The following is a 22,057-nucleotide window of genomic DNA, read 5'->3' as shown; positions in this document are numbered from 1 at the left end:
CAAGTCCTCAAGCTGCGCCCGCAAGTTTAGCCGCTTCGGCGAGATCGACCTGCACCAGGCGCGACACGCCCGGTTCGCGCATGGTCACGCCGCACAGCTGCGAGGCCGCCTCCATGGTGGCCTTGTTGTGGCTGACAAAGATGAACTGCACCTTCTCGCTCATCTCCCTCACCATGTTGGAGAAGCGACCCACGTTGGCCTCGTCCAGCGGCGCGTCCACCTCGTCGAGGAGACAGAACGGCGCCGGATTGAGGCCGAAGATGGCGAAGACCAGCGATACCGCAGTCAGTGCCTTCTCACCGCCGGATAACAGCGTGATATTGGACACACGCTTGCCCGGCGGGCGAGCCATGATCGCGACGCCCGTGTCGAGCAGATCGTCGCCGGTAAGTTCGAGGTAGGCATGGCCGCCGCCGAACAGGCGCGGGAACAGCTCCTGCACGCCGGCATTCACACGGTCGAAGGTTTCCTTGAAGCGTTGGCGCGTCTCGCGATCGATCTTCTTGATCGCCGCCTCCAGCGTCTCCATCGCGCTGACCAGGTCGGCGAGCTGGTTGTCGAGGTAGGTTTTGCGCTCGCTCTGCTCGGCATGTTCCTGGATCGCGGCGAGGTTCACCGGCTCCAGGCGCACGATCTTCTGGCCGATCTCGGTGAGTTGCGTGCGCCACTGGCTGGCGTCGGCGTCTTCCACCAGTTCGGCGAGCAGCGGCTCGAGTTCGAGGCCGGAGGCGGTGATCGCTTCGGCCAGCTGCTCGGCCCGCAGATGCAGTGCCTGTGCGGCGAGCTTTTTCTGCGACAGGTTTTCGCGCAGGCCGTTGAGGCCCTGCTCGATGCGATGGCGCTCCTGCTCAAGGCGACGGAATTCGGCGTCGCAGTCTTCCAGCGCGCGGCGTGCTTCCACCAGCTGCTTGTCGACGAGAAGGCGCTGATCCAGATAGGTCTGGCGCTCGGCTTCCAGCTCGGCAATCGGGTCCGAGCCGGCGACAAGCTGTTCGGTGATCTCTGTGCGACGCGCTTCAATCTGGCGAAGCTGGGTCTCCATGCGGGCCAGCGACTGTTCCAGCGAAGTCAGCGAAGAACGCTTCGATTCCATCGACAGCGCCAGTGCATGAGCCTGGTCCGCCGCCTCGCGCGCATTCATGCGCGCCTCTTCGCGCGATTCCAGCAAGGCGCGGCGTTCGTTCTCCAGTTCACGGCGCTGGTCTTCCATGTCGCCCATGTGGCCGACGGATTCGTCCAGGCGCGCACGCGCATCGCGCGTCTGCGTCTGCAGTTCGTCCAACTGGTTGATCAAGTCAGTTAGTTCGCCGGTCACTTTCTCGGCGCGCGCGCGTGCGGTTTCCATCTTGCCGCGATGACTCTGCAGCTGGCCGGCCAGTTCGGACTGGCGACGGTGCGCGTTGTACAACTCGCGCTGCGCGTCGTCGCGGGCGCGCTCGGCTTCGAACTTGCTCGTGCGCAGATCATCAAGCGTGTTGGTGGCTTCCTCGATGCGCTCTTCCAGCGCAAGGATCTGCTCGGCCAGCGTACGCATCTCGCGCTCGCGTGCCAGCACACCCACCTGGTTGCCCTGCGCACGACGCACGCGCGCCCAGCCCGGACCCAGCCATTCGCCGTTGCGTGTCATCACCGACTGGTAAGGCGCCAACGCCGACAGGCCAGCCACGATCTGGTGCGCGTGCTCAATGGAATCGGCGGTCAGCACATGGGCAAGGATGGCCATGGCCGAAGCGGGACCACGCACATGCGCCGCCAACGTGCCGGCGGTATTGATGCCGCCTTCGGCAGCATCGACCAGCGCCACGTCGGCGTTCTCCAGCGAGCCGAACTCGGCGGCCAGCGCGTGCGATTCGTTCACCAGCACGCTGTCGAGAAAGCCCGCCAGCGCTGTTTCCACGGCGGTTTCCCAGCCCGCTTCCACCTGCAGCGACTCGCCAAGGCGTCGCGACTTGTCCAGCCCCAGCCGTGCGAGCCAACCACTGGCAGCGCTTTCGTCCTGGCCCAGCGCGGCATGCTGCAGTGCTTCGAGCGAAGCCTGGCGACCGCGTGCGGTCTGCAATTGCTGGCGCGCCTCGTTGAGCGAGGACTGCACCTGGCGTTCCTCGTCCAGCACCTTTTCGTGGCTGGTCTTGTGCTGGTCGAGCAGGCTACCCAGCGATTCCACGCGTTCGCGCTGGGTGTCGTGCTCGATATGCAGCTGCTCGGACGCAGCGTCGAGCGCTGCCACGTCGGTGGCCTTCTGCTCTGCTTCCAGCGTCTCGCGACGGCGCGACAGGTCAACGGCCTGGCGGTCAAGGTAGTTGAGCTTGGTGCGCTCCACTTCGGCCGCGCGGCTGGACTCGCCCGCGGTGCGGGTGTGCGTATCCCAACGCTGCTGCCAGTCGGCCAGCTTGGTTTCGGTGTCGCGCAGCGATTCGGTGGTGTCGTCCTGCATCTGCTGCAGGGCTTCGAGCTTCGGCTCGCCTTCGGCCAGCGCCATCCTCAGGGTTTCCACCTGGGTGCGGTCGTTGGTGATGTGCTCGGCCAGTTCGGCGTGCTCGCGTTCGGTATCGGCCTGCGCGCGCTGCAGGCGGTCGGCCGTCTCGCGGTTGTAGCGCACCTGCTGTTCGACACGGGCGATCTCGGCGCCGACCTTGTAGACCTCGGCCTGCACCGCATTCAAATGCTCGGAGGCGCCGTTGTGGCGCTCGCGCACGCTTTCCAGCTGCGCCTCGACATGGCGCTGCCCGGCCAGCTGCTTCTCGATCTCGATCTCGGCGGCGGACAGGCCCTGGCCTTCACCGTCGTGTTGGCTCTTCAAACTGCGGTATTCGAGCGCGCGCAGCTCGGCCTCCTTGCGGACCTGCTCTTCCTTCAGCGCTTTCCAGCGCTCGGCGGCACGGGCCTGGCGGTTGAGATGTTCGAGCTGCTTGTCCACTTCGTCGCGCACGTCGCGCACGCGATCGAGGTTCTCGCGAGTGGATTTGATGCGGCTCTCGGTTTCCTTGCGCCGCTCCTTGTACTTGGAGATGCCGGCCGCCTCTTCCAGGTGCATGCGCAGCTCGTCGGGCGCCGCCTCGACGATCTGGCTGATCATGCCCTGCTCGATGATCGAATAGCTGCGCGGACCCAGGCCGGTGCCGAGGAACAGATCGGTGATGTCGCGGCGGCGGCAGCGCGCGCCATTGAGGAAGTAGGCGGACTGGCCATCGCGGCTAACCTGGCGCTTCACCGAGATCTCGGCGTACTGGCCGTACTCGCCCTGGATGGTGCCGTCGCTGTTGTCGAAGATCAGCTCGACCGTGGCCTGACCCACCGGCTTGCGCGAGTTGGAGCCGGAGAAGATCACGTCGGTGAGCGAGTCGCCGCGCAGGCGACTGGCCGCGCTCTCACCCATCACCCAGCGGATGGCGTCGATGATGTTGGACTTGCCGCAACCATTGGGCCCCACCACGCCAGTCATGTTGGTCGGCAAGTGCAGGGTGGTCGGGTCCACGAAGGACTTGAAGCCGGCGAGTTTGATCGTGGTCAGGCGCATTCGGGCATCAGCATCTTGGAGGGATGCCCGAGGCACTCGGGCGATGGGTCACTGTGCCAAACGTAAGCCATGGCCGCAATGCGTTTCAGCAGGATGTTTCACTTTAATATCGATTCTTAAATCAATGTTATTAAAGGATTTATTTTTATTGCTCTTTGTCGTCATCCCAGCTACGGCTGGGATCCTGCGACTTTGCAGTACGCCGGGACACTGAAGGTGCTGAATCCCAGCGTCCGCTGGGATGACGGTAACCCGTAGGGCGAGGCTATTCGCCGGGCGCCTTTGCATCAATGGACAACGCATGGATGCCGTTGTCCATCAGCCCCTGCAGCGCTGCATAGACCTGGCGATGCCGCTTGATCGGCAGCTGGCCGGCAAATGCCGCGCTGACGATGCGCACGTGGAAATGGCCTTTGCCTTCGTTGGCATGGCCGGCGTGCTTGTGGCCCTCGTCCAGCACTTCGAGAGCCATTGGATCGAGCGCCTGCTGCAGGCGCTCGCGGATCTGCTCGACCATCGAGGCGTTCATGCCGCCGGAAGCGCCTTGCGGAACGGCTTGACGCTGACGCTGGCATAGACGCCGGCGGCCACGTAGGGATCGGCCTTGGCCCAGGTCTCCGCCTCGGCCTGCGAAGGGAATTCGGCCAGGATCAGACTGCCGGTGAAGCCGGCCGGGCCCGGATCTTCCGAGTCGATGGCCGGGAACGGACCGGCCACCAGCAAGCGCCCTTCGTCCAGCAGCTGCTGTAGACGGGCAATATGTGCTGGGCGAGCGGCTTTACGATTTTCAAGCGAATCAGGTACATCCGTACCAATGATAGCAAACCACATGAATTAGGCCTCGGGGCGCATATAGGGGAACAGCAGCACGTCGCGGATCGACGAGGCGTTGGTCAGCAGCATCACCAGACGATCGATGCCGATGCCCAGACCACCCGTCGGCGGCAAGCCCACTTCCAGCGCTCGGATGTAGTCAGCGTCGAAGTGCATGGCCTCGTCGTCACCGGAGGCCTTGGCGTTGACCTGGGCCTGAAAGCGCGCGGCCTGATCTTCCGGATCGTTCAACTCGGAGAAGCCGTTGGCGAGCTCCTTGGCGTTGACGAACAACTCGAAGCGATCGGTGATGCCCGGCTTGGTATCGCTCTCGCGGGCGAGCGGCGAGACTTCCACCGGATGGTCGGTGATGAAGGTCGGCTGGATCAGCGTGTGCTCCACCGTCTTCTCGAAGATCTCCAGCAGCAGGCGACCCCAGCCGAAATCGGCCTTCGCCTGGCAGCCCAGCCGCTTGGCGTGGGCGGCAAGCGCATCGCGGTCACGCAACTCGTCGCGACGAATTTCCGGATTCAACTCCAGCACCGCCTCCTCCATGCTCCAGCGACGGAACGCCGGGCCTACGTCGATCTCGGTGCCTTCCCAAGTGAGCTTGGTGGTACCGATCACGGCCTGGGCCGACGCGCGGATCACTTCCTCGGTGAGGTCCATGATCTCGGTGTGTGTGGCGTAGGCCTGGTAGAGCTCGAGCATGGTGAACTCGGGGTTGTGCCGGGTGGACACGCCCTCGTTGCGGAAATTGCGGTTGATCTCGTACACGCGATCGAAGCCGCCGACCACCAGGCGCTTGAGGTACAACTCCGGCGCCACGCGCAGGTAGAGGTCCATGTCTAGCGCGTTGTGATGCGTGACAAACGGACGCGCGGTGGCGCCGCCCGGAATCACGTGCATCATCGGCGTTTCCACTTCCATGAAGCGGCGCGGCTCGGCTTCGAGCCATTTGCGGATGAAGCCGATGATCTTCGAACGCTGCGCAAAGGTGCGGCGCGCCTCTTCGGTGACGATCAGGTCGACGTAGCGCTGGCGATAGCGCTGCTCCACATCGGCCAGGCCGTGGCGCTTGTCGGGCAGAGGACGCAGGCTCTTGGTGAGCAGGCGCAGCACGTCCACCTTCACCGACAGCTCGCCGGTCTTGGTGCGCATCAACACGCCTTCAGCGCCCACGATGTCGCCCAGGTCCCAGCCCTTGAATGCCTTGAAGGTCTCTTCGCCCACCGTGCCCTGATGGATAAACAGCTGGATGCGGCCGCTGAAATCCTGCATCTGCACGAAAGCGACTTTGCCCTGATCACGCTTGAGGATGATGCGGCCGGCCACCTTGACGCGGCGCGCGGCGACTTCGATGACTTCGGACGTATGGACGTCCTTATCCCCAAACTCGGCCTGCAAATCACCTGCAAAGCTGTCGATCTTGAAGTCGTTGGGGAACGCAATGCCCTGCCCGCGCAACGCAGTCAGTTTCTCGCGACGCTCGGCGATCAGCTTGTTCTCGTCGATGGGCTGGGTATCGGTCGGTTCACTCATGAGTTTTCCGTAGCTGCAGGCGCCCGCGTCGGTCGGCGGGCGCATTTTCATTGGTCGTCAGATTGTCGGACGGGCGAGACGGTTCTCACCGCAACAGCGCCGCCCGTCAATCGCCCTTGCCGAATACCTGTTTGACCGCGTGCTTGGTGGCGTCCCAGCCCTCACGCGCACCATGCGCGATGCCGTGGCCAGCCTCCTTCGCGCCATGCCCCACCGAGATGGCCGCACCCTTCGTCGCGTGCCCAATGTCGCGGGCGCCGTTGCCGATGTCATGGCCGGCGGCCTTTGCATCCTGCTTGACGCCCTGGCCGGAGGCCTCCTGCTGCGCGCTTGCCGCGCCGCAGAATGCCGCCAGCGCTGCGCACGCGATGAGGATCCGGAAGAGCTTCCCGCTGTTCATGCTGGCACCTCGTCGATGATCGGATAAATTCAATGACCCGGCGATTACGCGTCCACCCGCTTGGCGCCCGCATCCAGGCCCGATTTCAAGCTGGCCTCGATAAATTCATCCAGGTCGCCATCGAGCACTTTCTGCGTATCGGAGCGCTCGATGCCGGTGCGCAGGTCCTTGATACGGCTCTGGTCGAGCACGTAGTTGCGGATCTGGCTGCCCCAGCCGATGTCTGACTTGCTCGCTTCCAGCGCGTCCTTCTCGGCATTGCGCTTTTGCAGTTCCAGCTCGTACAGCTTGGCCGCGAGCATCTTCATGGCGTGGTCGCGATTGGCGTGCTGGCTGCGCTGGGTCTGACAGGCCACCACCGTATTGGTCGGTATGTGCGTGATACGCACGGCCGACTCGGTCTTGTTCACGTGCTGGCCACCGGCACCGGACGAACGGTACACATCGGTGCGCAGATCGGCCGGATTGATATCGATGTCGATATCGTCATCGACTTCCGGCGATACGAATACCGAGGTAAAGCTGGTGTGGCGGCGGTTGTCCGAATCGAACGGGCTCTTGCGCACCAGGCGGTGCACGCCGATCTCGGTCTTCAGCCAGCCGTAGGCGTAGTCGCCTTCCACACGGAAGGTGGCGGACTTGATGCCGGCCACTTCGCCACCGCTGACTTCCATCAACTCGGTCTTCCAGCCGCGCGATTCGCACCAGCGCAGGTACATGCGCAGCAATATTTCGGCCCAGTCCTGCGCTTCGGTGCCACCGGCGCCGGCCTGGATGTCCACGAAGGCGTTGTTGGCGTCCATCTTGCCGGAGAACATGCGCTGGAATTCCAGCTTGCTCACCTTGGCATCGAGGCCGCGCAGGTCGGCGACTACCGAGTTGGCGGTGTCTTCGTCGTTGTCGGCAGCCGCCATTTCCAGCAACTCGCCTGCGTCGATCAGGGCTGCGGTCATCGTGTCGATGCCACTGACGACGGTTTCCAGGCGGGCGCGTTCGCGGCCCAGCTCCTGTGCGCGCGGCGGATCGTCCCACACGGTGGGGCTTTCCAGTTCGCGGCTTACTTCTTCGAGACGCTCACGCTTGGTGGCGTAGTCAAAGATACCCCCTAAGCGACTCGACGCGGCCCTTGAGGTCCGCAATCTGCGCAAGGATCGGATTGGTTTCGATCATTTGGGTTGAGGTTCCGTATCAGCAGCCCTTTAGGATAACAGAGGACCAAGATTTGCCGGCAAGGCGCGACCGCAGTACTCCCTCTCCCCTCCGGGCGACCCGAAGGTAGTCCCTGTGGGAGAGAGGGTTGGGGTGAGGGGCCAACCTGGCGATACCGCCTTTTCAAAGGCGGCTCTATGTAAAGCCCCATCGCAAACACCCGCCCCTCACCTCAGTCCTCTCCCCGCAGGGGAGAGGAAGCCAAAAGCGTCACGCCAACGCCTGCTGATGCACCCCTTTCACCGCACGCCCGGAGGGATCCGCTGCCCCTGCAAACGCCGGATCCCACGCCAACGCCGCCGGCGACGAGCATGCGATCGACTTGCCGCCCGGCACGGTTTCCGCACACGCCTGTCCGGGATAGAAGCGTTCGAAAATGCGCCGGTACAGGTACGCCTCCTTGGTGGCCGGCGTGTTGTGCGGAAAGCGTGCCGCCGCTGCCGCGAACTCGCGATCGCTCACCGCCTGCTCGGCATGCGCCTTGAGCCCGTCAATCCAGCCATAACCGACGCCATCGCTGAACTGCTCTTTCTGCCGCCACAGGATCTCGTCGGGCAATGCACCCTGGAACGCTTCACGCAGTACGGCCTTTTCCATCCGGCCCTGCCCCGCCATCTTGTGACGCGCATCGATCCCCATCGCCACATCGAGGAATTCCAAATCGAGAAACGGCACGCGCGCTTCCACGCCCCAGGCCATCATCGACTTGTTCGCGCGCAGACAATCGTAACTGTGCAAGGCATCGAGCTTGCGCACGGTTTCCTCATGGAAGGCCTCTGCCGACGGAGCCTTGTGGAAGTACAGGTATCCGCCAAAGATCTCATCGGAACCCTCGCCCGACAGCACCATCTTCACGCCCATCGCCTTGATCCTTCGCGCGAGCAGGTACATCGGCGTGGATGCGCGAATGGTGGTGACATCGTAGGTCTCGATATGGCGGATCACTTCGGGCAGCGCATCCAGCCCTTCCCAAAAGGTATAGATGAAACCGTGATGTACCGTGCCCAGCGCTTCCGCCGCCACCTGTGCAGCGGCCAGATCCGGCGAACCTTCCAGTCCAATCGCGAAGGAATGCAGGCGCGGCCACCACGCCTCGGCGCGATCGTCCTCCTCTACGCGATGCCGTGCAAAACGCGCGGCGCATGCGGCAACCAGCGATGAATCAAGGCCGCCCGAGAGCAACACACCATAGGGTACGTCGGTCATCAACTGGCGATGCACGGCCTGCTCGAACGCCTCGCGCAACTGATGCGGCGCCACGTCATGGCCTGCGGTGCTCGCGTAGTTCCGCCAAGGCTTGTGGTAGTAGCGACGAAGTTCGCCATCGACGCTGTCGTAGATATGTCCGGGTGGGAATGGCGCAACGTCGGCGCAAACGCCCACCAGTGCCTTCATCTCTGAAGCCACGCACAAGCGCCCTACACTGTCGTGTCCCCAATAAAGCGGACACACGCCGATGGGATCGCGCGCGATGACATAACGCGCCGCCTCGCTGTCCCACAATGCGAACGCAAAGATGCCATTGAGTTTGGCCACCCATTCGTCCGGCGTGCCCTGTTCGCGATACAGCGCGTTGATCACCTCGCAGTCCGAACCCGTGGTGAAGTCATAAACGCTGGCAGCACGCAGCTCACGATGGTTGTAGATCTCGCCATTCACGGCCAGCGCAAGCGCGCCATCGCGCGAGTGCAACGGCTGTGCGCCGCTCGCCGGGTCGACAATGGCCAGCCGCTCATGCACGAGGATTACGCCGGTATCGACGAACACGCCGCTCCAGTCCGGTCCGCGATGGCGTTGGCGTTGTGAAAGCTCCAGCGCCTGCTGGCGCAATGCAGCCAGGTCATCGCCAGGTTGCAGGTCGAACATGCCGAAGATCGAACACATGACACAGATTCCTTGGGTTGTTTTTCATGTGGCGCAAAAACAAAAAGGCCCGCTGGGAGCGGGCCTTTTTGCGTGTGTATGTTTAGTCTGTTGCTTACACGCCGGCCCACCCATTGATGCGGGTATTGTTGTTGGCGTTATTGTTGTTCAACGCACACATGCAGCCACTAGCCGTCGTGGATGCGGCGGTCATGGCTTTCATGCAGGCGAAGTTGAAGGACATGGCATCGACTTCAACACATGCCGAGTCTGCTGGCAAGCGCTTCGCCAACAGTTTCATTTGTTCCTATCTTCGTCTTCCGGGCGAGGCTCGCCAATCCAGTTCATGGCCGTATCCAGCTCGGCATTGTGGAACAGTTTGAATTGCGCCGGCACGGCAAAACCCATGGCCTTGGCGGTAATCCGCAACCATTGGACATCTGTCACGAATGCAACACGATCCCATCCACTGAAGTGCCGAAAGCCAAGCATGGCGTCTTCCCACATGGCGCCTGGATCGAACCCGGTGAAATCCGGACCCACATGGTAAAGCAGCCGCAGCTTTCTATTCACAGCGAAAGCCGCTTCGATATCTGGCACCAGCACACGCTCGTAGTCGGCAGCCGTCACTTGCCCATTAGCGCGAAAACCCAGTGCGCCCGGAGGCAGTCCTTGAATCTGCTCGATCATGGCAAGCCTCCCAGCGGTGATGCTTCCTGTATCGCAAAACCGGCGTTACGGATGCGTCACGAATGCTGCGTCCCGGGCGGTAGCATTCAGGCCAGGATAGGAGACGCAGCCTTCAACTCGGCAGGGTCGCAGCAGACGCGCTCGAGACGATCGCGTGCATAGGGCACGGCAACCGCTCTCTCACCGGCCAGACGCAGTTCGTCGATGGCAGTGCGGATTGAAAAGCAGCTGATCCGATACGCCGAAAGCAGCCGCGACCACAACGAGTCTATCGTGCTGGGCTCGCATAGGCCTGTAGCCATGGCGTAAGCGGCACCTGCCATATGTTGTACTTGCCATTGTCCCAATCAGCTCGCGCTACGCCGTGGGCTGCATCGCCGAGTCGATCGCTCGCGAAATACAACGTGCGGTGATCAGGGCTTAGACGCGCCTCCGCATCAGAACCCGCACTGTTGACGACATCCCCAAGATGGATAGGCGTGCCCCAGTGACTGCCATCGCGGAAAACGATGAACAAATCGATCTGCCGCGCTGGTGCACGATTGGAGCCAAACACCACAAAGGATTCGTCTGCTGCCACTGCCGGATCCACATCGGTAACGTTGCCGTCGCTGAACGGCAGCGGCTGCGGCTCCTGATAATCGCCGTGCGCATAGGCGGCGCGATAAAGCCGAAAATGTTTCGGATCGTCTGCCGGGCGCATGAAATAAAGGCTGCCATCCGCAGCGACACTGGGGGCGAAGGTCGAGTCGCTTCGATTGATAGCATCAGGCAGCCTGACCGGCTCGCTCCAATGATCGCCATCGCGCTTCACCACCCACAGATTGCCGCCGCCACCGGGGAAACTCCGTCCCATGAAGAAGCCATCCAGCGGCTTGCCTCCTGCCATCTTCGAACGGTTGGAAACGAACACGAGAAAGAGCCCGTCTGGCGACATGCTCGGTTCCATGTCTCTGCAGTGTCCGGAAAATGAGGCCGTTACCGGTTGCGACCAACCACTATGTTTCAGGTGGCTGACGAGGATCGTGGAGTGAGTGCGGTCGCTGCGCGAAAAGTACACGGTGTTGCCATCGGGCGTGAACGCAGGAGCGCTGTCGTGCAATGGCCCTGATATAACGCCAGGCGCAAACACAGTCGGCACGGGATCTGCCGCAAAAGCAAGTGTGGAGGTCAGCAACAGCACCGTCGCGAACGCGTGACGAAACATGCACCAACTCCTGAAAGGGAGGCCGGATGCTATCGCCGCACGCTACTTTCGCAAAGTGCACTTAGTCGTCTTGCTGAGGCTTGCGGGAGACGCGACGCTTTCTGGTTCCAGACGGGGGCGCTTCCAGAGCGGCGATCAGACCCTGAAGGTATGCAATGCCTTCTTCCTCTGGAAAGAAGGCAACCACATCGGCCACAGTGAGCCCGTACGTTTCGCGCAGCGCCAGAAACTCCCGCCTGGCCTGTTCCAGGGGGGTCTCCGAGGCGTTCCGGCTGCGCTTTTCCTGTTTCTGTTCGAGTGCAGCCAGCTCTTCCTGGAACTGCCGGTAAGCGTCTTTTTGTATGGCCATCGCAAAGTGCCATGGGCGATGTGGGGTCCGCATTGTCGCACGGCTGAAACGAAACGACGGTGGCGGTACGTCAAATACCCTGCACACACGTACCTCAAGCGCCATTCAATACGGCGACGCATTGTCTGCGAATCACCATATGCCTCATGTCCTGCAGCGCATAAGTTTTGCGTTCGCCAAAACGCCCGATGGTTTTAACTGGCCGCGAACAACCCAACCCATACCCTGACATCTCGCGGAAATACGTAAGGAGTGCACATGGATCCCACGCCTCTTGATGCGCGATTAGCTAGCGCAGAACAGCACATCGATACCCGTCGGGTGTCTCCAGAACCCATCGAAGGCTACGTGCTGGAACCGTGGTCAGGTCTGTATCAGGAAACCGAAGCTACTTACCAGAGCCGTCTCCAGACCACCAGGGCCATCGCCTGAATCAAACAGCCCCGCTGCGTGCGGGGTTTTCTTCGTCCTTCCCATCCGCATGCTCCAGGTACTGCGGCAAGTCATCCGTAATGGTGAACCACAGCGCCTTCGAGCCCACGAAGATATGTCTATTTGGACGGATAGACGGCTCATCTACAAGCGTACCCATGGCAACGTGCACGAACGCGCCTTCTTGAACCACCGAGTAGAGCAGCGAACCACACTGTCCGCAGTGCACGTCATGGCCATGTTCATCGCCCACCAGCAGCATGCTTTTGTCGCCCTGCGTCAGTGCCAACTTGTAGCGCTCGATACCAGCAAAGGGCTTAAATGCCGAGCCCGTCGTACGCCGACACTGTGAGCAATGACAGTTCGCGGCATAGAGAAAGGCATCCGCCACAACGTATCGCAACGCGCCACAGAAGCACCGACCAGCCAACCGTTTGTCGTCATCAGGTACAGACACAGACACCTCCACCCTCCGATCGCGCCATGCGTATGACGGCATCAGCGCCTGATCTTAGACCGTCTCATCAGACATCGAGCGAGGGGCGGGAAATATACCCACGGGGTCAACTACTGCCCCATGGTGTCAATCCGATGCGTGAATGCCGCGTAGTATGATTTCTGCCTGGATTTGACCTGCAATAGCCGCCTCATCCGCGGCATGCCCTTCCAGGGTGTCGCGCAAGGACGCGAATCCATATAACCAAGCGCGCCAATACACCGATTGGCCGCGTTCGAAGACCTCACAGAAGACTTCCAGAGAGTCGCCCTGGTCGTCGACAAGCGTGAAATTCAATTCCATAGAAGGGGCCTCCTTCTAGTACTTCGTGCGCAGCCGCACCCAACACCACATGCAAGAACTGCGGCGCTCAAGTCGCGACAGCTTCAGGCCGGCGCGATTTCGATCTATAAACCAAGAGCATCAAGGAGCGTGCCAGCGGCGCTTCCAGAAGAGCGGCTTGTAGATCCCGCTAGATCAAGCCATGAAGCAAACTTGATAGATATCGCGACGCCACGACGAAAGGCCTGCGCTCGATGGCTTTCGCACAGACACAAAAAAACCGCCACAAGGCGGTTTCTCTGTTCTTCTGGATATCAGCTAGTGTTGTGCTGATATCGCCGATTGGTGCCAAGGGGGGCACCACATTATGCCGCTCAGGCCTTGCTGAACAACGTTCGATGCAATCTTACTTTTTAAAGTACCCCCAAAAGTACCCCCGCACCGCACCAACTGGCCATCATCCTCGGGCCACATCAAGCCAAGAGGACCATCGGGAGACCCGAACGTGCACCGGCACCCGCTCCACTGGAGGGGCCGCACAAGCATGACTACGAATCAAAGAATTACCACCGTTTTTCGACTAGACCCGACCCTAAGACGGAAACCGGGCGGAAAATGACCCTGCCAGGCGGCAGGATATTTCTTGGGGTCTCCAGAATGGACCGTTGAAACCCCAACCCGTGGCCACGATATTAGCGTCTCAAACGTTGGAATACGCTGCTGACACCGCAGTCGGGAGGGTGAATCCGGCGTTCTGGTAAGGTCCGCTTTCGACCAAAGCGGACGCGCAGGTAAGCTGTTTGTGGCCTTGGATGGTGAGGGGTATGGGGACGTTGAAGGAAATGGCCGGCGACAGTCGGCGTGCCGCGAGCGCTTTGACCGTCTCCGGCCGCACCGCCTGTAAAGCCGACACGCAACAGGGGGCTGTGAGCGTGACAGGGACACATCATCAACTTGAGCACGCCGACACCTTGATTGGACATTGAGGCGGGCGCGTTTTGCTGTTGCAAAGTGAAGGTTCTTCCTCCTGCGCAACGCGACCATAGATCCTTCGACGGAGTGAGATGGCTTAGTGAAGCTTGTACTCGAAATCAACTCTAACAACGCGGCATTGTCGGACCGCGACTTTCCTGTGGGCGATGAGTTGGCCCGGATTCTTCATGGCCTGGCAAATCAGCTGCATGGTCAAGACATGGATTCGCTGAATGGCTTCACCCAGCGGTTATGTGACTCGAATGGAGATGTGGTTGGTCAGGCTGATGTAACCGCCCAATGACTGAAGAGATTGATTTCTCGCAGAGCTACGAATTCCACGTAGCTGTTTACGACGATGAGTACGGGGAGATTGGTCGCGCGAAGCTCACGTTTGGAGGTGAGGCGTGGCCCAGCCTTAACTTTGAGCGACCTTTTTCCGTAAAGGCTCTTGCGGAGGTAGCAACGCGCAAACGCTTAGTTGCGAGAACTGACGCAGGTGAAAGCTTCACTCTCTTTGAATGCGAGCTTCGAATCTTCTATGTCCATGTAGGACTGGTCGTCGCCGGAGAGGTCTCCGACCGTTTCAAGTCAATCTCGATCCGATACACCAATGTGTCTGAGTGGTTCCTTGCAAACCAGTATCTCAAAGGTGATGTGGGGGACTCCCTTAGTTGGGAAAACAAGCCTGATCCCATCAAAGCTGACATTAAGACAGATACTGAGAACTTCACTCTGAGGACGGATATTTTTAGCAGCTATGAACGATCTGGTGAGGACTATCTCATCAATCAGCACATCGTCTTTCACTACGAGAGGAAGGATGGGGTCTATGTCGTTGATGATGTGCGACGGAAGTGCTTAGAACTATCTAGCGTCATCTCCATCCTGATTGCCCTTCCAATCGATATCGTCAGCGTTGGCCTGGTTGATGATAACGATGATGTTCACTACGCCTACTTCCCTCACTTCAAGAGGGAGTCTAGAGATAGGAAGAACGGATTCTGGACAAGTTGCTTGGTTTGGCGGCCCATGCTTGATGGGCGTTGGCAGACCATCTTCGAAAATTACTATAAATCTGACTATCGAAAGGTAGCGTGGGCTCGGCTCGCGGGCATGCAGCGTTATGACAGCTTCTGGGAATACAAGGCCTTCGGCTACGTAAGCCTCTTGGACGGTATCGTCAAAAAGAAGGCGAGAGGACTACAGGCGATAAAGCGACCGCCAGGTGTTAGTCGCATCAACGCCTTGAGGGTTGGCCTGGGAAGGATCACCAACACACTGAATTTCACGCAGGTCGATGATGTCGTTGGCGTCGTGAGCGATGTCTTCAGTTTTGATGGTCGAGACTTTTCTTGGTTCTATGGACAGGCGATATCGGCATCTGACCAAAGAGTCATGTCCGTCATCAACATCTCCAATGATGATTTCACCTTCATCAAGAAGGTGCGTGACTCGATTGCTCACGGTGATGAGTTGGATGTCGTTCAAAGTGGCTTGGAGCGCGTATCCACCATCGTGAACAAGATCATTCTTCTCTTGACCTACTGGGCCCTGGTCGACTTTGGTCTGACCTCAGACGACTTCCTTGACTGCATGCATCGAAGTCACAACTCGACCAAGTTAGGTGCTGCCATCGACCACGTATATCTCGACAGAATCCTAGGAAAGGCGGCGTTCTATACCACTTCGGAGGAACGCTTCCAAAAGATTGAAGCGGTCCGTGGTGTGAGAAGTTTGTCCTGTTTTACTAGGGATCAGAGCGGTCAGGTGGACTACTCCGAGAAGTACATGACCCACCCCCGGAAAACTGGGCCATCGTAAAGTAGAGACTTCGCCACCATGGGCCCCCGTAGCCAACGAGGAGTCAGGCAGTGAAGAAGTCACGGTTTACCGAAGAGCAGATCGCCTACGCGCTCAAGCAGGCCGAGCTGGGGATGACGGTTGGCGAGATCTGCCGGAAGATGGGCGTGGCCGAGGCCACGTTCTATGTCTGGCGCAAGAAGTACGGCGGATTGGGGCCGTCAGAGCTGAAACGGCTACGCTTGCTGGAAGAGGAAAATCGCAAGCTCAAGCAGCTGGTCGCCGACCTGAGTCTGGACAAGGCAATGTTGCAGGAGGTGGTGACAAAAAAGCTCTGAGGCCTGCCCAGAAGCGCACCTGGATAGGCCGGTTGTGTGAGCGCTTCGGCGTCAGCGAACGATGCGCATTGCGGCTCATGTCGATGTCGCGTTCGAGCTTTTCCTACAAGGCCAAAGCGCGTGACTGCAGCGTCATCCGCATGCGAATGCGCGAGATCGCGTTGAACCGTGTCCACTACGGCTGTGAGCGGGTGTTTGTCATGCTGCGGCGTGAGGGATGGCGCGACAACCACAAACGGGTTCATCGCATTTACAAGGAAGAAGGCCTTTCCCTGCGGCATTGCCGGCCTCGTCGCAGCCGTAGTGCCCGTCGTCGGCAACCGATCAAGGTAGCTACAGCACCCAACGCGCTGTGGGGAATGGACTTCGTCAGTGATGCCCTGTTCGATGGGCGTCGTTTTCGATCGCTGACGGTGGTGGATCACTTCACCCACGAGTGCCTGGACATCGTGGTGGATCAGTCACTGCGTGGCGAGCACGTGGCGCAGGCGATGGTCAGGCTGGTGGCACAACGTGGCAAGCCTGCGGCGATTAAGGTGGACAACGGAAGCGAGTTCGCCGGGAAGGTGATGGATCGCTGGGCCTACGAGAATGGCGTGGAGCTGGACTTCTCCCGACGCGGTACGCCGACCGACAACGCGTTGGTAGAAAGCTTCAATGGACGGCTTCGGCAGGAGTGCTTGAACGAGCACTGGTTCTTGTCGCTGGAGGATGCACGGAGCAAAATCGCAGCATGGCGGCGCTTCTATAACGAGGATCGTCCCCACTCTGCACTGGCATGGAAAACACCTGCCGAATTCGCCCGAGAACACGGGTCCCAAGCGAATTCACAGGAGCCGTAACAGGTCGGATTCTCTACCGACTGTTGGCCTAGAAAACGGGGGTGGGTCACCCCCATCCGCCCACGACAAGCACGACTCGTGATCCATCAGATACAACGTGATTTCAGCGGCGCGATCATGCACGGCCTGCCACGTAGCTTTGATTCGGGCAATCTCCTGCGCTGTCGCTAGAACACCACGCAATTTAGTCGAAGGTAAAACGTGCAGGGTGGTTCTATTTCGGCTGACAGTGGGTCGCATGAACGCGAAGCCGATGCCTAGGATGAAAGCCTGATTCACTAGCTGCTCTGTATCGAGCATGGCGGGCTCCTCCAGTAGCTGAAGGGCTTGCTGATAGGCGGCAGTATTAATCACACGTCGTCCTCATCGTCGGATGACGGCAGCCCGGGGTTCGGCAAAGCGCTTGGACTCGCATCAATGATCGTTTCTACAGGTGCTGTATCGCGCGAATAGACGATTTCGCGGTGTGCCGGTGTGCCATCGCCGCTCCTGACGCCCATAGAGGCGAAATCGATCACGACGGTAAGGTTGTTGTCGCCCTTCCGCTCATTGGCGTTGCGTGCATACGTTTCCGGTGCCCATGCGCTCGCCAATCGCATGCGGGTATTAATCCGCAGCTTTGCGACAGCCACATCAACCATGCTGGGGGCGCGTCGAGCCAATGGTTCGTCAATGCCGTGTTCGTCTTCGGACGCTGGCGCTGGATCAATCAATTCGTCGGCAAGGTCCAGAGTTTGTTCGGCGAGGGCATGCGCACCATAGGCACGAGCCTCAGCAATGGCCTTCTTCGCTTTGGGGTCTTGCTGCTGCCACTTCATCACGAGGTCAAACGTGGGCATGCTAGGCATGCAACAGACTTGCCGCAGGGTGTTGCCTAGCAGCATCAATTCGATGATGCGCTGAAGCATGAATTTGCGTGGATAGGGTGACGTTCCGTGCGGCCCTGGGCCTTTGCGCTTCACATGTTGCTTCGGCTTGGTCACTCGCCTATCTGCGGGCCGCTGTGATGCGATCACATGACGACCAAAGGTGCGGGCCGCGGCAATAGCCTGCCTAATTGTCGGGTCGGTTTCCTGCCACAGCTTCACGGTGTCCAGCGCGGGGAAATCGGCCCGTTTACAGATGGCCAAGAGTGACTGACCTTGGCCCATCAACTCGCATATGCGCTGCACAGTTCGCTGGCGGTCGTATGCATTACGCGGTTTTTTAGTGTGTGCGTTCATAGCGGAACATGCCTATTTATAAGCGGTTTGCGTTTTGAACCCATTTGCGAACGATGGCCTGGGCGGGGTTATCCCGCTTTGCATCCTGCTTCCCTCCTTGGGAAAGCGGGATTCGCAACCCCGCCAGGGGAAAGAGGAAGGAGCGGGAGGCCTTCCGCATCCCGCTCCTTCCTCTGGGAGGGTATAAGGGAGGGAGGAAAGCGGAATGCAACAGAGAAACGCGAGGCTCCGTTTCCACGCCCTGCCCCCCTTGGCCTCCGTTTCGGATCAGGGGCGCTCCCTCCCTTCGGTGGCTCGCTACTGCGCCTGCGCCCATCTTTCTTGCGTCGTTCAACGCCATCGACGCTATCAATGCGTTGGCCTTGTGACGGCTGCAGGGACCAGAACGGCGTGATCGCTTGACCGTTTCGGGATCAACTGGCAACGCGCCTTTCTTCGCTTTGGCTGATTTCGTGGTCATGTGGCGGACTCCTATGCTGGTCGGAAATCACCGCATGCATGCTTCTGAACCGGGTAGTGCATGCCGTGGCCACTGGAGCACTGCCCCATGCCTGTCGCAGGATTGATGCTGTCCGGCTGAAAGCGCATACAGTTCTCGCAAGTGATGCGTGGGCGCGGTACGCAGCCGCCTGCCTTGCGGATGGCGCACCACGGACACCCCAGCGCACGCGGCCAGCCAGCCACCACGGGCAGGCATGCGGCGATGGATGGGTGAACGTAAACCGGGCCGCAGTGGTGGCACTGGATCGCCGCCGTATGGCCAAACGGCACCCCGCCTTCCCAGCGCGTCGCGGTGTCATCCAGCAATGCCAGATAGGTCACAAACCGGGCATCGTCCAGACTTGTGCACGCCGCTACGTCCAGGTCATGCAGCCGGTGAACGTGCGCCAAGTCGAAGCCGTAACGTTCGGCCAGCGCCAGCAGCGCGGCGCGGGTGTCGGTCGTGGTGGTGATGACGGGCTGGCGCAGTGCCGCCAGCAAGACAGGTTTGTTCTCGGCGATGCGCTGGCGCAGTTGCGGCGTGACCGTACCGGCCGGCGCTTCGACATGCAGACGGTCGCCGGATGCCGAAGCCGACACCCGAATGCCGGCCTCCTGCAATTCGAGGATCAGGGGCGCGGCGTTCATAGGTCGAATGCCTCCATGTCCGTACCTGCTTCGTCTTTTTTCCCCGCTACCCCGTTTTTATCCGTGACACCGTTACAACCCTTATCCCATGCGGCTTCCGGGGCTTTTGCGATGCGTGACTCAGCATCGTGCGTCACGGTAGCCGATACCTCGCAAACCGCGCTGCTATGCGGTTGTAACGGAGTCACGGATGAAATGCCCCCTTCGGCGGAAAGGTAGCGGTGGAAGGCATCGGCGAAGTCATCGATGACGTAGCCTTTGAGTCGGTTGCCATTCGGGAGCCGGGTCGTTTTCGGCTTGATGCCGAACTCGGCAAGCCTCGCGGCAAGTTGCCGAACGGACAGCGGCTTCCCCCGGTTCCACGTCGCCCACGGAGCCTCATCGTCGCCGTTCAGGATTTCCAACAGCGCGCGACTGGCAAGGCGAGTAGTGCCACGATCCTTAAATGCGGCCTCCACATCGCGCAGCAGTTCAATGCCGATGCTTGGCGTTTCTTCCTCGACGCCATGAAGCGCCATTGCTGCCGCGCGTGCCCGCCGTGGCCACTCCCCGCCAACTTCATCCGCGATGGCAAACAACGGCTCCCAGCAGTCCTGGACGCGATCCCCAAGCCCTGCTGCTGGCTCTGGTTGCGCCCGCGCAATGCGCTGGCGGTGGTCTTCCGTCCAGCGAGTTAACTGCGACCCGAGATCGTGCCAGGGCTGTGGATCGGATCGCCGGATGCTGGCGGCAGTTTCACCCGGCACCTTGCGACGCATGCGCAGCGGGATAGAACGATCTTCAATGGTGTTGGCCAGCTTGCCTATGCCGCAAAGGATCTTCGGCGACCAAGTGCTAAATGGCTTGGGCGTGTGGTCGTCGCCGTCGCAGCGGATGACCTTGGCGTTCTCGCGATACAAGCCGGAATTGATAAGGCCGCGCGCTTCGTCGTTGTCTCTCAGGAAGGCGTCCACCTCATCAATGCCCAGCGTCGGCGCCCACTGCTCTACGGTTCGAAAAATCGCCGCCGGAGAGATGCTTGCCACCGACAGCGGACGATGCGCCAGCCTCATCATGGCCGTGAGCAATACCGTCTTGCCACAACGCATTTCAGGGGCGGATATGTGAGCCAGCGGTGACACCGTGAGCACGTCCATGCAGTAGGTGTGCACGATCCACAGGGACGCGGCCACCTTCGTCGGCGGATCGGCGATAACGTGCGCCTCAATGATCTTGTATATGCCCGCAAGCATCGCAACACCATTCACTGACTCCGGCCACGGCTCCACATTGGGAAACAGGGGCTGGTCGCCCCGGTCATCCTTCGGCATGGTGAGTTTGTCCAACTCACCAACGCTTACTTTGGCCGCCTTTGCCGCAGCTCGCGCTCGCTGGTATTTCGCTGGATCGGCTTGGCGTGCAAAGGTCAACGCCTGCAGTACATGGCGCTCGAAAAGTGCACCCGCGTCGGTGTCCAGTTTTCGCAAGGCAACTTCGATGCAGTCGGGCGTATCGGCATCCATCACTGCCACGTTTTCAGTGCGCGACAGTGATGCAGTGGACGGCTGGAGACGATCCAGTAACGCTAGTTCACGCGCGGCGCGCTCATCAATGGATCGAATGTGCGGATTAGGTGTGTTCACGGAGCACCCCCCGCGATTGCGCGATGCGCTCAGCAGCAACACCAAGCCGGGCCAGGTCATCCGCGGACAGCGGCTTGCCATCGCGCAGATCATGGGCCGCGATGAGCACCACGGTCGCCTCGCGATCCAACACGCTAAGCGCTGCTGCCCAGCCGTTGCGCTTGAACGCCTCCTGCGCCGCCTTGCGGGCTTCGGGGCTGGGGTCTTTGATCCTCTCAGGGAACAGGTCGGCCAGCTCAAGGCCCAGCGCGCGCAAAATGCCTGGGGTGTCGGAACACGCGAAGCAGTGGAGCATCACGCGTCCGTCGTCTGCCTCAGTGATGGAAAGTGATCCAAGCGCCTTGCTGTGGCCGTTCGGACAATTCGCGCGCCAGCCGTCCCCGTGCTGGCGGACGTTGTCCAACCGTTCCAAAAGGACATCCGCTCTCATGCGGCCACTCGCTCAAGGTAGTCGCGTATGTCCTCAACTCGCCACGCCGTAATACGGTCTCCAAGCTTCACCGGCTTGGGGTAACGGCCGGCACGAATGCCAGCCCACCAGGTCGATTTGCTTACCGGGATCAGTGCGGGAATAGCTGGCGCAGTATCAGTGGCAGGCTTACCGACAATCTGCGGCAGGCGGAGAAAGCCGGTTTCAGGCAGGTTGTGCAACACGGTCCAACTCCATCGGTTGAGGGATGGAGTCAGCCTACAAATGGCAATGGGCTGGCTTTCCTAACTAGGAATCCACGATTGCTAGTTAGGAATCCAGGTTGCGTGCGGCATTGATTGCTTTGCGGATGGTGTCGTCGCTTGGTGCTGCAATGCCTAGCTTATCCAGCTGCAGACGCATGCTCTCATGCGTAACCTTTCGCCGGTAAATTTTGCATCTCGGCGAGCGCACGAATAATCCGCAGCAGATTGGTACGCTCACGGTTGCCTAGCGTCTTGTCAGGAGTTGCATCGTTATGCGACTTCGGTGAAATAACATTTGCCAACGTCAACATTTCGTCGGGCATATGCCAGTCAAGAGCACTGGCCCACTGAAAAAAGCCCACCAAACTCACTCTATGCTTTGTTGTGTCCACCAAAGACACGGCGCTTAGTCTGAGGGCTTTCCCAGCATTTCGAGTCGCCACAGTAATCCGGTCATTAAATTCCTTCGACTCGTCGAATAGCTGTTCCTCTATCATCCAGCTATGCGCGTTATGTTCTACTTTTTCCGGGTCGATGTTTAATGACAGTGCTACTGCCTCCCATATCTCAACTTCCGGAACGTTGAGCCAAACACTCCAAGTCGGGGTCCGAGCGGACACGTTATTCATGCGCACCTTCCGCGCCCTTCAATGG

At 60.2% G+C, this 22,057-nt stretch carries 23 protein-coding genes; 4 read left to right on the top strand and 19 right to left on the bottom strand.

Features of this window, described 5'->3' with window-relative positions; genetic code table 11:
• Positions 1-7: 7 nt before the first annotated feature.
• The 11 genes from smc to AC3CBN_RS13270 all read right to left on the bottom strand — a co-directional run bounded on the left by smc (position 8) and on the right by AC3CBN_RS13270 (position 11,590).
• A complete protein-coding gene (gene smc, locus AC3CBN_RS13320) occupies positions 8-3,517 on the bottom strand; it encodes a chromosome segregation protein SMC (protein WP_488633492.1) in 3,510 nt (1,169 codons plus the stop codon).
• A 265-nt stretch (positions 3,518-3,782) separates the two neighbouring features.
• Positions 3,783-4,046: a BolA family protein gene (locus tag AC3CBN_RS13315; protein ID WP_488633491.1), complete on the bottom strand. Its 264-nt coding sequence runs from the start codon at positions 4,044-4,046 to the stop codon at positions 3,783-3,785.
• Entirely contained in the window at positions 4,043-4,348 is a 306-nt protein-coding gene (locus tag AC3CBN_RS13310) for a YciI family protein (protein ID WP_488633490.1), read from the bottom strand. Before AC3CBN_RS13310 ends, AC3CBN_RS13315 begins: the two co-directional genes overlap by 4 nt.
• A gap of 3 nt (positions 4,349-4,351) precedes the next feature.
• Positions 4,352-5,872: a lysine--tRNA ligase gene (lysS, locus tag AC3CBN_RS13305; protein ID WP_488633489.1), complete on the bottom strand. Its 1,521-nt coding sequence runs from the start codon at positions 5,870-5,872 to the stop codon at positions 4,352-4,354.
• A gap of 106 nt (positions 5,873-5,978) precedes the next feature.
• Positions 5,979-6,272: a hypothetical protein gene (locus AC3CBN_RS13300; RefSeq protein WP_488633488.1), complete on the bottom strand. Its 294-nt coding sequence runs from the start codon at positions 6,270-6,272 to the stop codon at positions 5,979-5,981.
• 44 nt (positions 6,273-6,316) lie between these two features.
• Positions 6,317-7,442 (bottom strand): peptide chain release factor 2 gene (gene prfB, locus AC3CBN_RS13295; protein ID WP_488633487.1). Its coding sequence is split into 2 segments (ribosomal slippage): positions 6,317-7,366 and positions 7,368-7,442, totalling 1,125 coding nucleotides; the frame shifts between segments, so codons are not numbered across the junction.
• Positions 7,443-7,691: 249 nt separating this feature from the next.
• Entirely contained in the window at positions 7,692-9,365 is a 1,674-nt protein-coding gene (gene asnB / locus AC3CBN_RS13290) for an asparagine synthase B (RefSeq protein ID WP_488633486.1), read from the bottom strand.
• A 94-nt stretch (positions 9,366-9,459) separates the two neighbouring features.
• Positions 9,460-9,645 carry a hypothetical protein gene (locus AC3CBN_RS13285; RefSeq protein ID WP_488633485.1) on the bottom strand — a complete coding sequence of 62 codons (186 nt, stop codon included), beginning with the start codon at positions 9,643-9,645 and terminating at the stop codon, positions 9,460-9,462.
• On the bottom strand, positions 9,642-10,034 hold the full coding sequence (locus AC3CBN_RS13280; RefSeq protein WP_488633484.1) for a SpoIIAA family protein: 393 nt from the start codon (positions 10,032-10,034) through the stop codon (positions 9,642-9,644). The genes AC3CBN_RS13285 and AC3CBN_RS13280 overlap by 4 nt, the downstream gene beginning before the upstream one ends.
• A gap of 268 nt (positions 10,035-10,302) precedes the next feature.
• Positions 10,303-11,241 carry a TolB family protein gene (locus AC3CBN_RS13275; RefSeq protein WP_488633483.1) on the bottom strand — a complete coding sequence of 313 codons (939 nt, stop codon included), beginning with the start codon at positions 11,239-11,241 and terminating at the stop codon, positions 10,303-10,305.
• A 61-nt stretch (positions 11,242-11,302) separates the two neighbouring features.
• On the bottom strand, positions 11,303-11,590 hold the full coding sequence (locus AC3CBN_RS13270) for a 2-hydroxyacyl-CoA dehydratase (protein WP_488633482.1): 288 nt from the start codon (positions 11,588-11,590) through the stop codon (positions 11,303-11,305).
• A 258-nt stretch (positions 11,591-11,848) separates the two neighbouring features.
• Between AC3CBN_RS13270 and AC3CBN_RS13265 the strand changes: the two genes are divergently transcribed.
• Positions 11,849-12,022, top strand: coding sequence for a hypothetical protein (locus tag AC3CBN_RS13265; RefSeq protein WP_488633481.1), 174 nt, complete (start codon positions 11,849-11,851; stop codon positions 12,020-12,022).
• A gap of 1 nt (position 12,023) precedes the next feature.
• Here AC3CBN_RS13265 and AC3CBN_RS13260 read toward each other — a convergent pair whose 3' ends face one another.
• Together AC3CBN_RS13260 and AC3CBN_RS13255 are read right to left on the bottom strand one after the other, a co-directional pair.
• Positions 12,024-12,479, bottom strand: coding sequence for a GFA family protein (locus tag AC3CBN_RS13260; protein ID WP_488633480.1), 456 nt, complete (start codon positions 12,477-12,479; stop codon positions 12,024-12,026).
• 126 nt (positions 12,480-12,605) lie between these two features.
• Positions 12,606-12,821, bottom strand: a complete 216-nt coding sequence (locus AC3CBN_RS13255; protein ID WP_488633479.1) for a hypothetical protein — start codon at positions 12,819-12,821, stop codon at positions 12,606-12,608.
• 1,051 nt (positions 12,822-13,872) lie between these two features.
• Here AC3CBN_RS13255 and AC3CBN_RS13250 point away from each other — a divergent pair.
• The 3 genes from AC3CBN_RS13250 to AC3CBN_RS13240 all read left to right on the top strand — a co-directional run bounded on the left by AC3CBN_RS13250 (position 13,873) and on the right by AC3CBN_RS13240 (position 16,755).
• The gene (locus AC3CBN_RS13250) at positions 13,873-14,076 is read left to right on the top strand and encodes a hypothetical protein (RefSeq protein WP_488633478.1); all 204 of its coding nucleotides are present in this window, start codon (positions 13,873-13,875) and stop codon (positions 14,074-14,076) included.
• Entirely contained in the window at positions 14,073-15,596 is a 1,524-nt protein-coding gene (locus AC3CBN_RS13245) for an ApeA N-terminal domain 1-containing protein (protein ID WP_488633477.1), read from the top strand. The genes AC3CBN_RS13250 and AC3CBN_RS13245 overlap by 4 nt, the downstream gene beginning before the upstream one ends.
• Positions 15,597-15,646: 50 nt before the next feature.
• Positions 15,647-16,755 (top strand): IS3 family transposase gene (locus AC3CBN_RS13240; RefSeq protein ID WP_488633476.1). Its coding sequence is split into 2 segments (ribosomal slippage): positions 15,647-15,899 and positions 15,899-16,755, totalling 1,110 coding nucleotides; the frame shifts between segments, so codons are not numbered across the junction.
• Between the two features lie 350 nt (positions 16,756-17,105).
• On the opposite strand, the gene AC3CBN_RS13235 is transcribed toward AC3CBN_RS13240, so the two are convergent.
• From AC3CBN_RS13235 to AC3CBN_RS13210, 6 genes are all read right to left on the bottom strand, one after another.
• Positions 17,106-17,978 carry a terminase small subunit-like protein gene (locus AC3CBN_RS13235; protein ID WP_488633475.1) on the bottom strand — a complete coding sequence of 291 codons (873 nt, stop codon included), beginning with the start codon at positions 17,976-17,978 and terminating at the stop codon, positions 17,106-17,108.
• A 471-nt stretch (positions 17,979-18,449) separates the two neighbouring features.
• Complete coding sequence (locus AC3CBN_RS13230) at positions 18,450-19,106, bottom strand: TubC N-terminal docking domain-related protein (protein ID WP_488633474.1); 657 nt, start codon at positions 19,104-19,106, stop codon at positions 18,450-18,452.
• On the bottom strand, positions 19,103-20,728 hold the full coding sequence (locus AC3CBN_RS13225; protein WP_488633473.1) for a DUF3631 domain-containing protein: 1,626 nt from the start codon (positions 20,726-20,728) through the stop codon (positions 19,103-19,105). The genes AC3CBN_RS13230 and AC3CBN_RS13225 overlap by 4 nt, the downstream gene beginning before the upstream one ends.
• Positions 20,715-21,158: a hypothetical protein gene (locus AC3CBN_RS13220; RefSeq protein WP_488633472.1), complete on the bottom strand. Its 444-nt coding sequence runs from the start codon at positions 21,156-21,158 to the stop codon at positions 20,715-20,717. Before AC3CBN_RS13220 ends, AC3CBN_RS13225 begins: the two co-directional genes overlap by 14 nt.
• Entirely contained in the window at positions 21,155-21,382 is a 228-nt protein-coding gene (locus AC3CBN_RS13215) for a helix-turn-helix transcriptional regulator (RefSeq protein ID WP_488633471.1), read from the bottom strand. The genes AC3CBN_RS13220 and AC3CBN_RS13215 overlap by 4 nt, the downstream gene beginning before the upstream one ends.
• A 182-nt stretch (positions 21,383-21,564) precedes the next feature.
• Entirely contained in the window at positions 21,565-22,032 is a 468-nt protein-coding gene (locus AC3CBN_RS13210) for a hypothetical protein (protein ID WP_488633470.1), read from the bottom strand.
• Positions 22,033-22,057 lie beyond the last annotated feature (25 nt).

This window comes from Dyella sp. OK584 (assembly GCF_057787755.1).
Note: the sequence above shows the minus strand (reverse complement) of the source record. Positions and strands in the feature narration are given on the sequence as shown.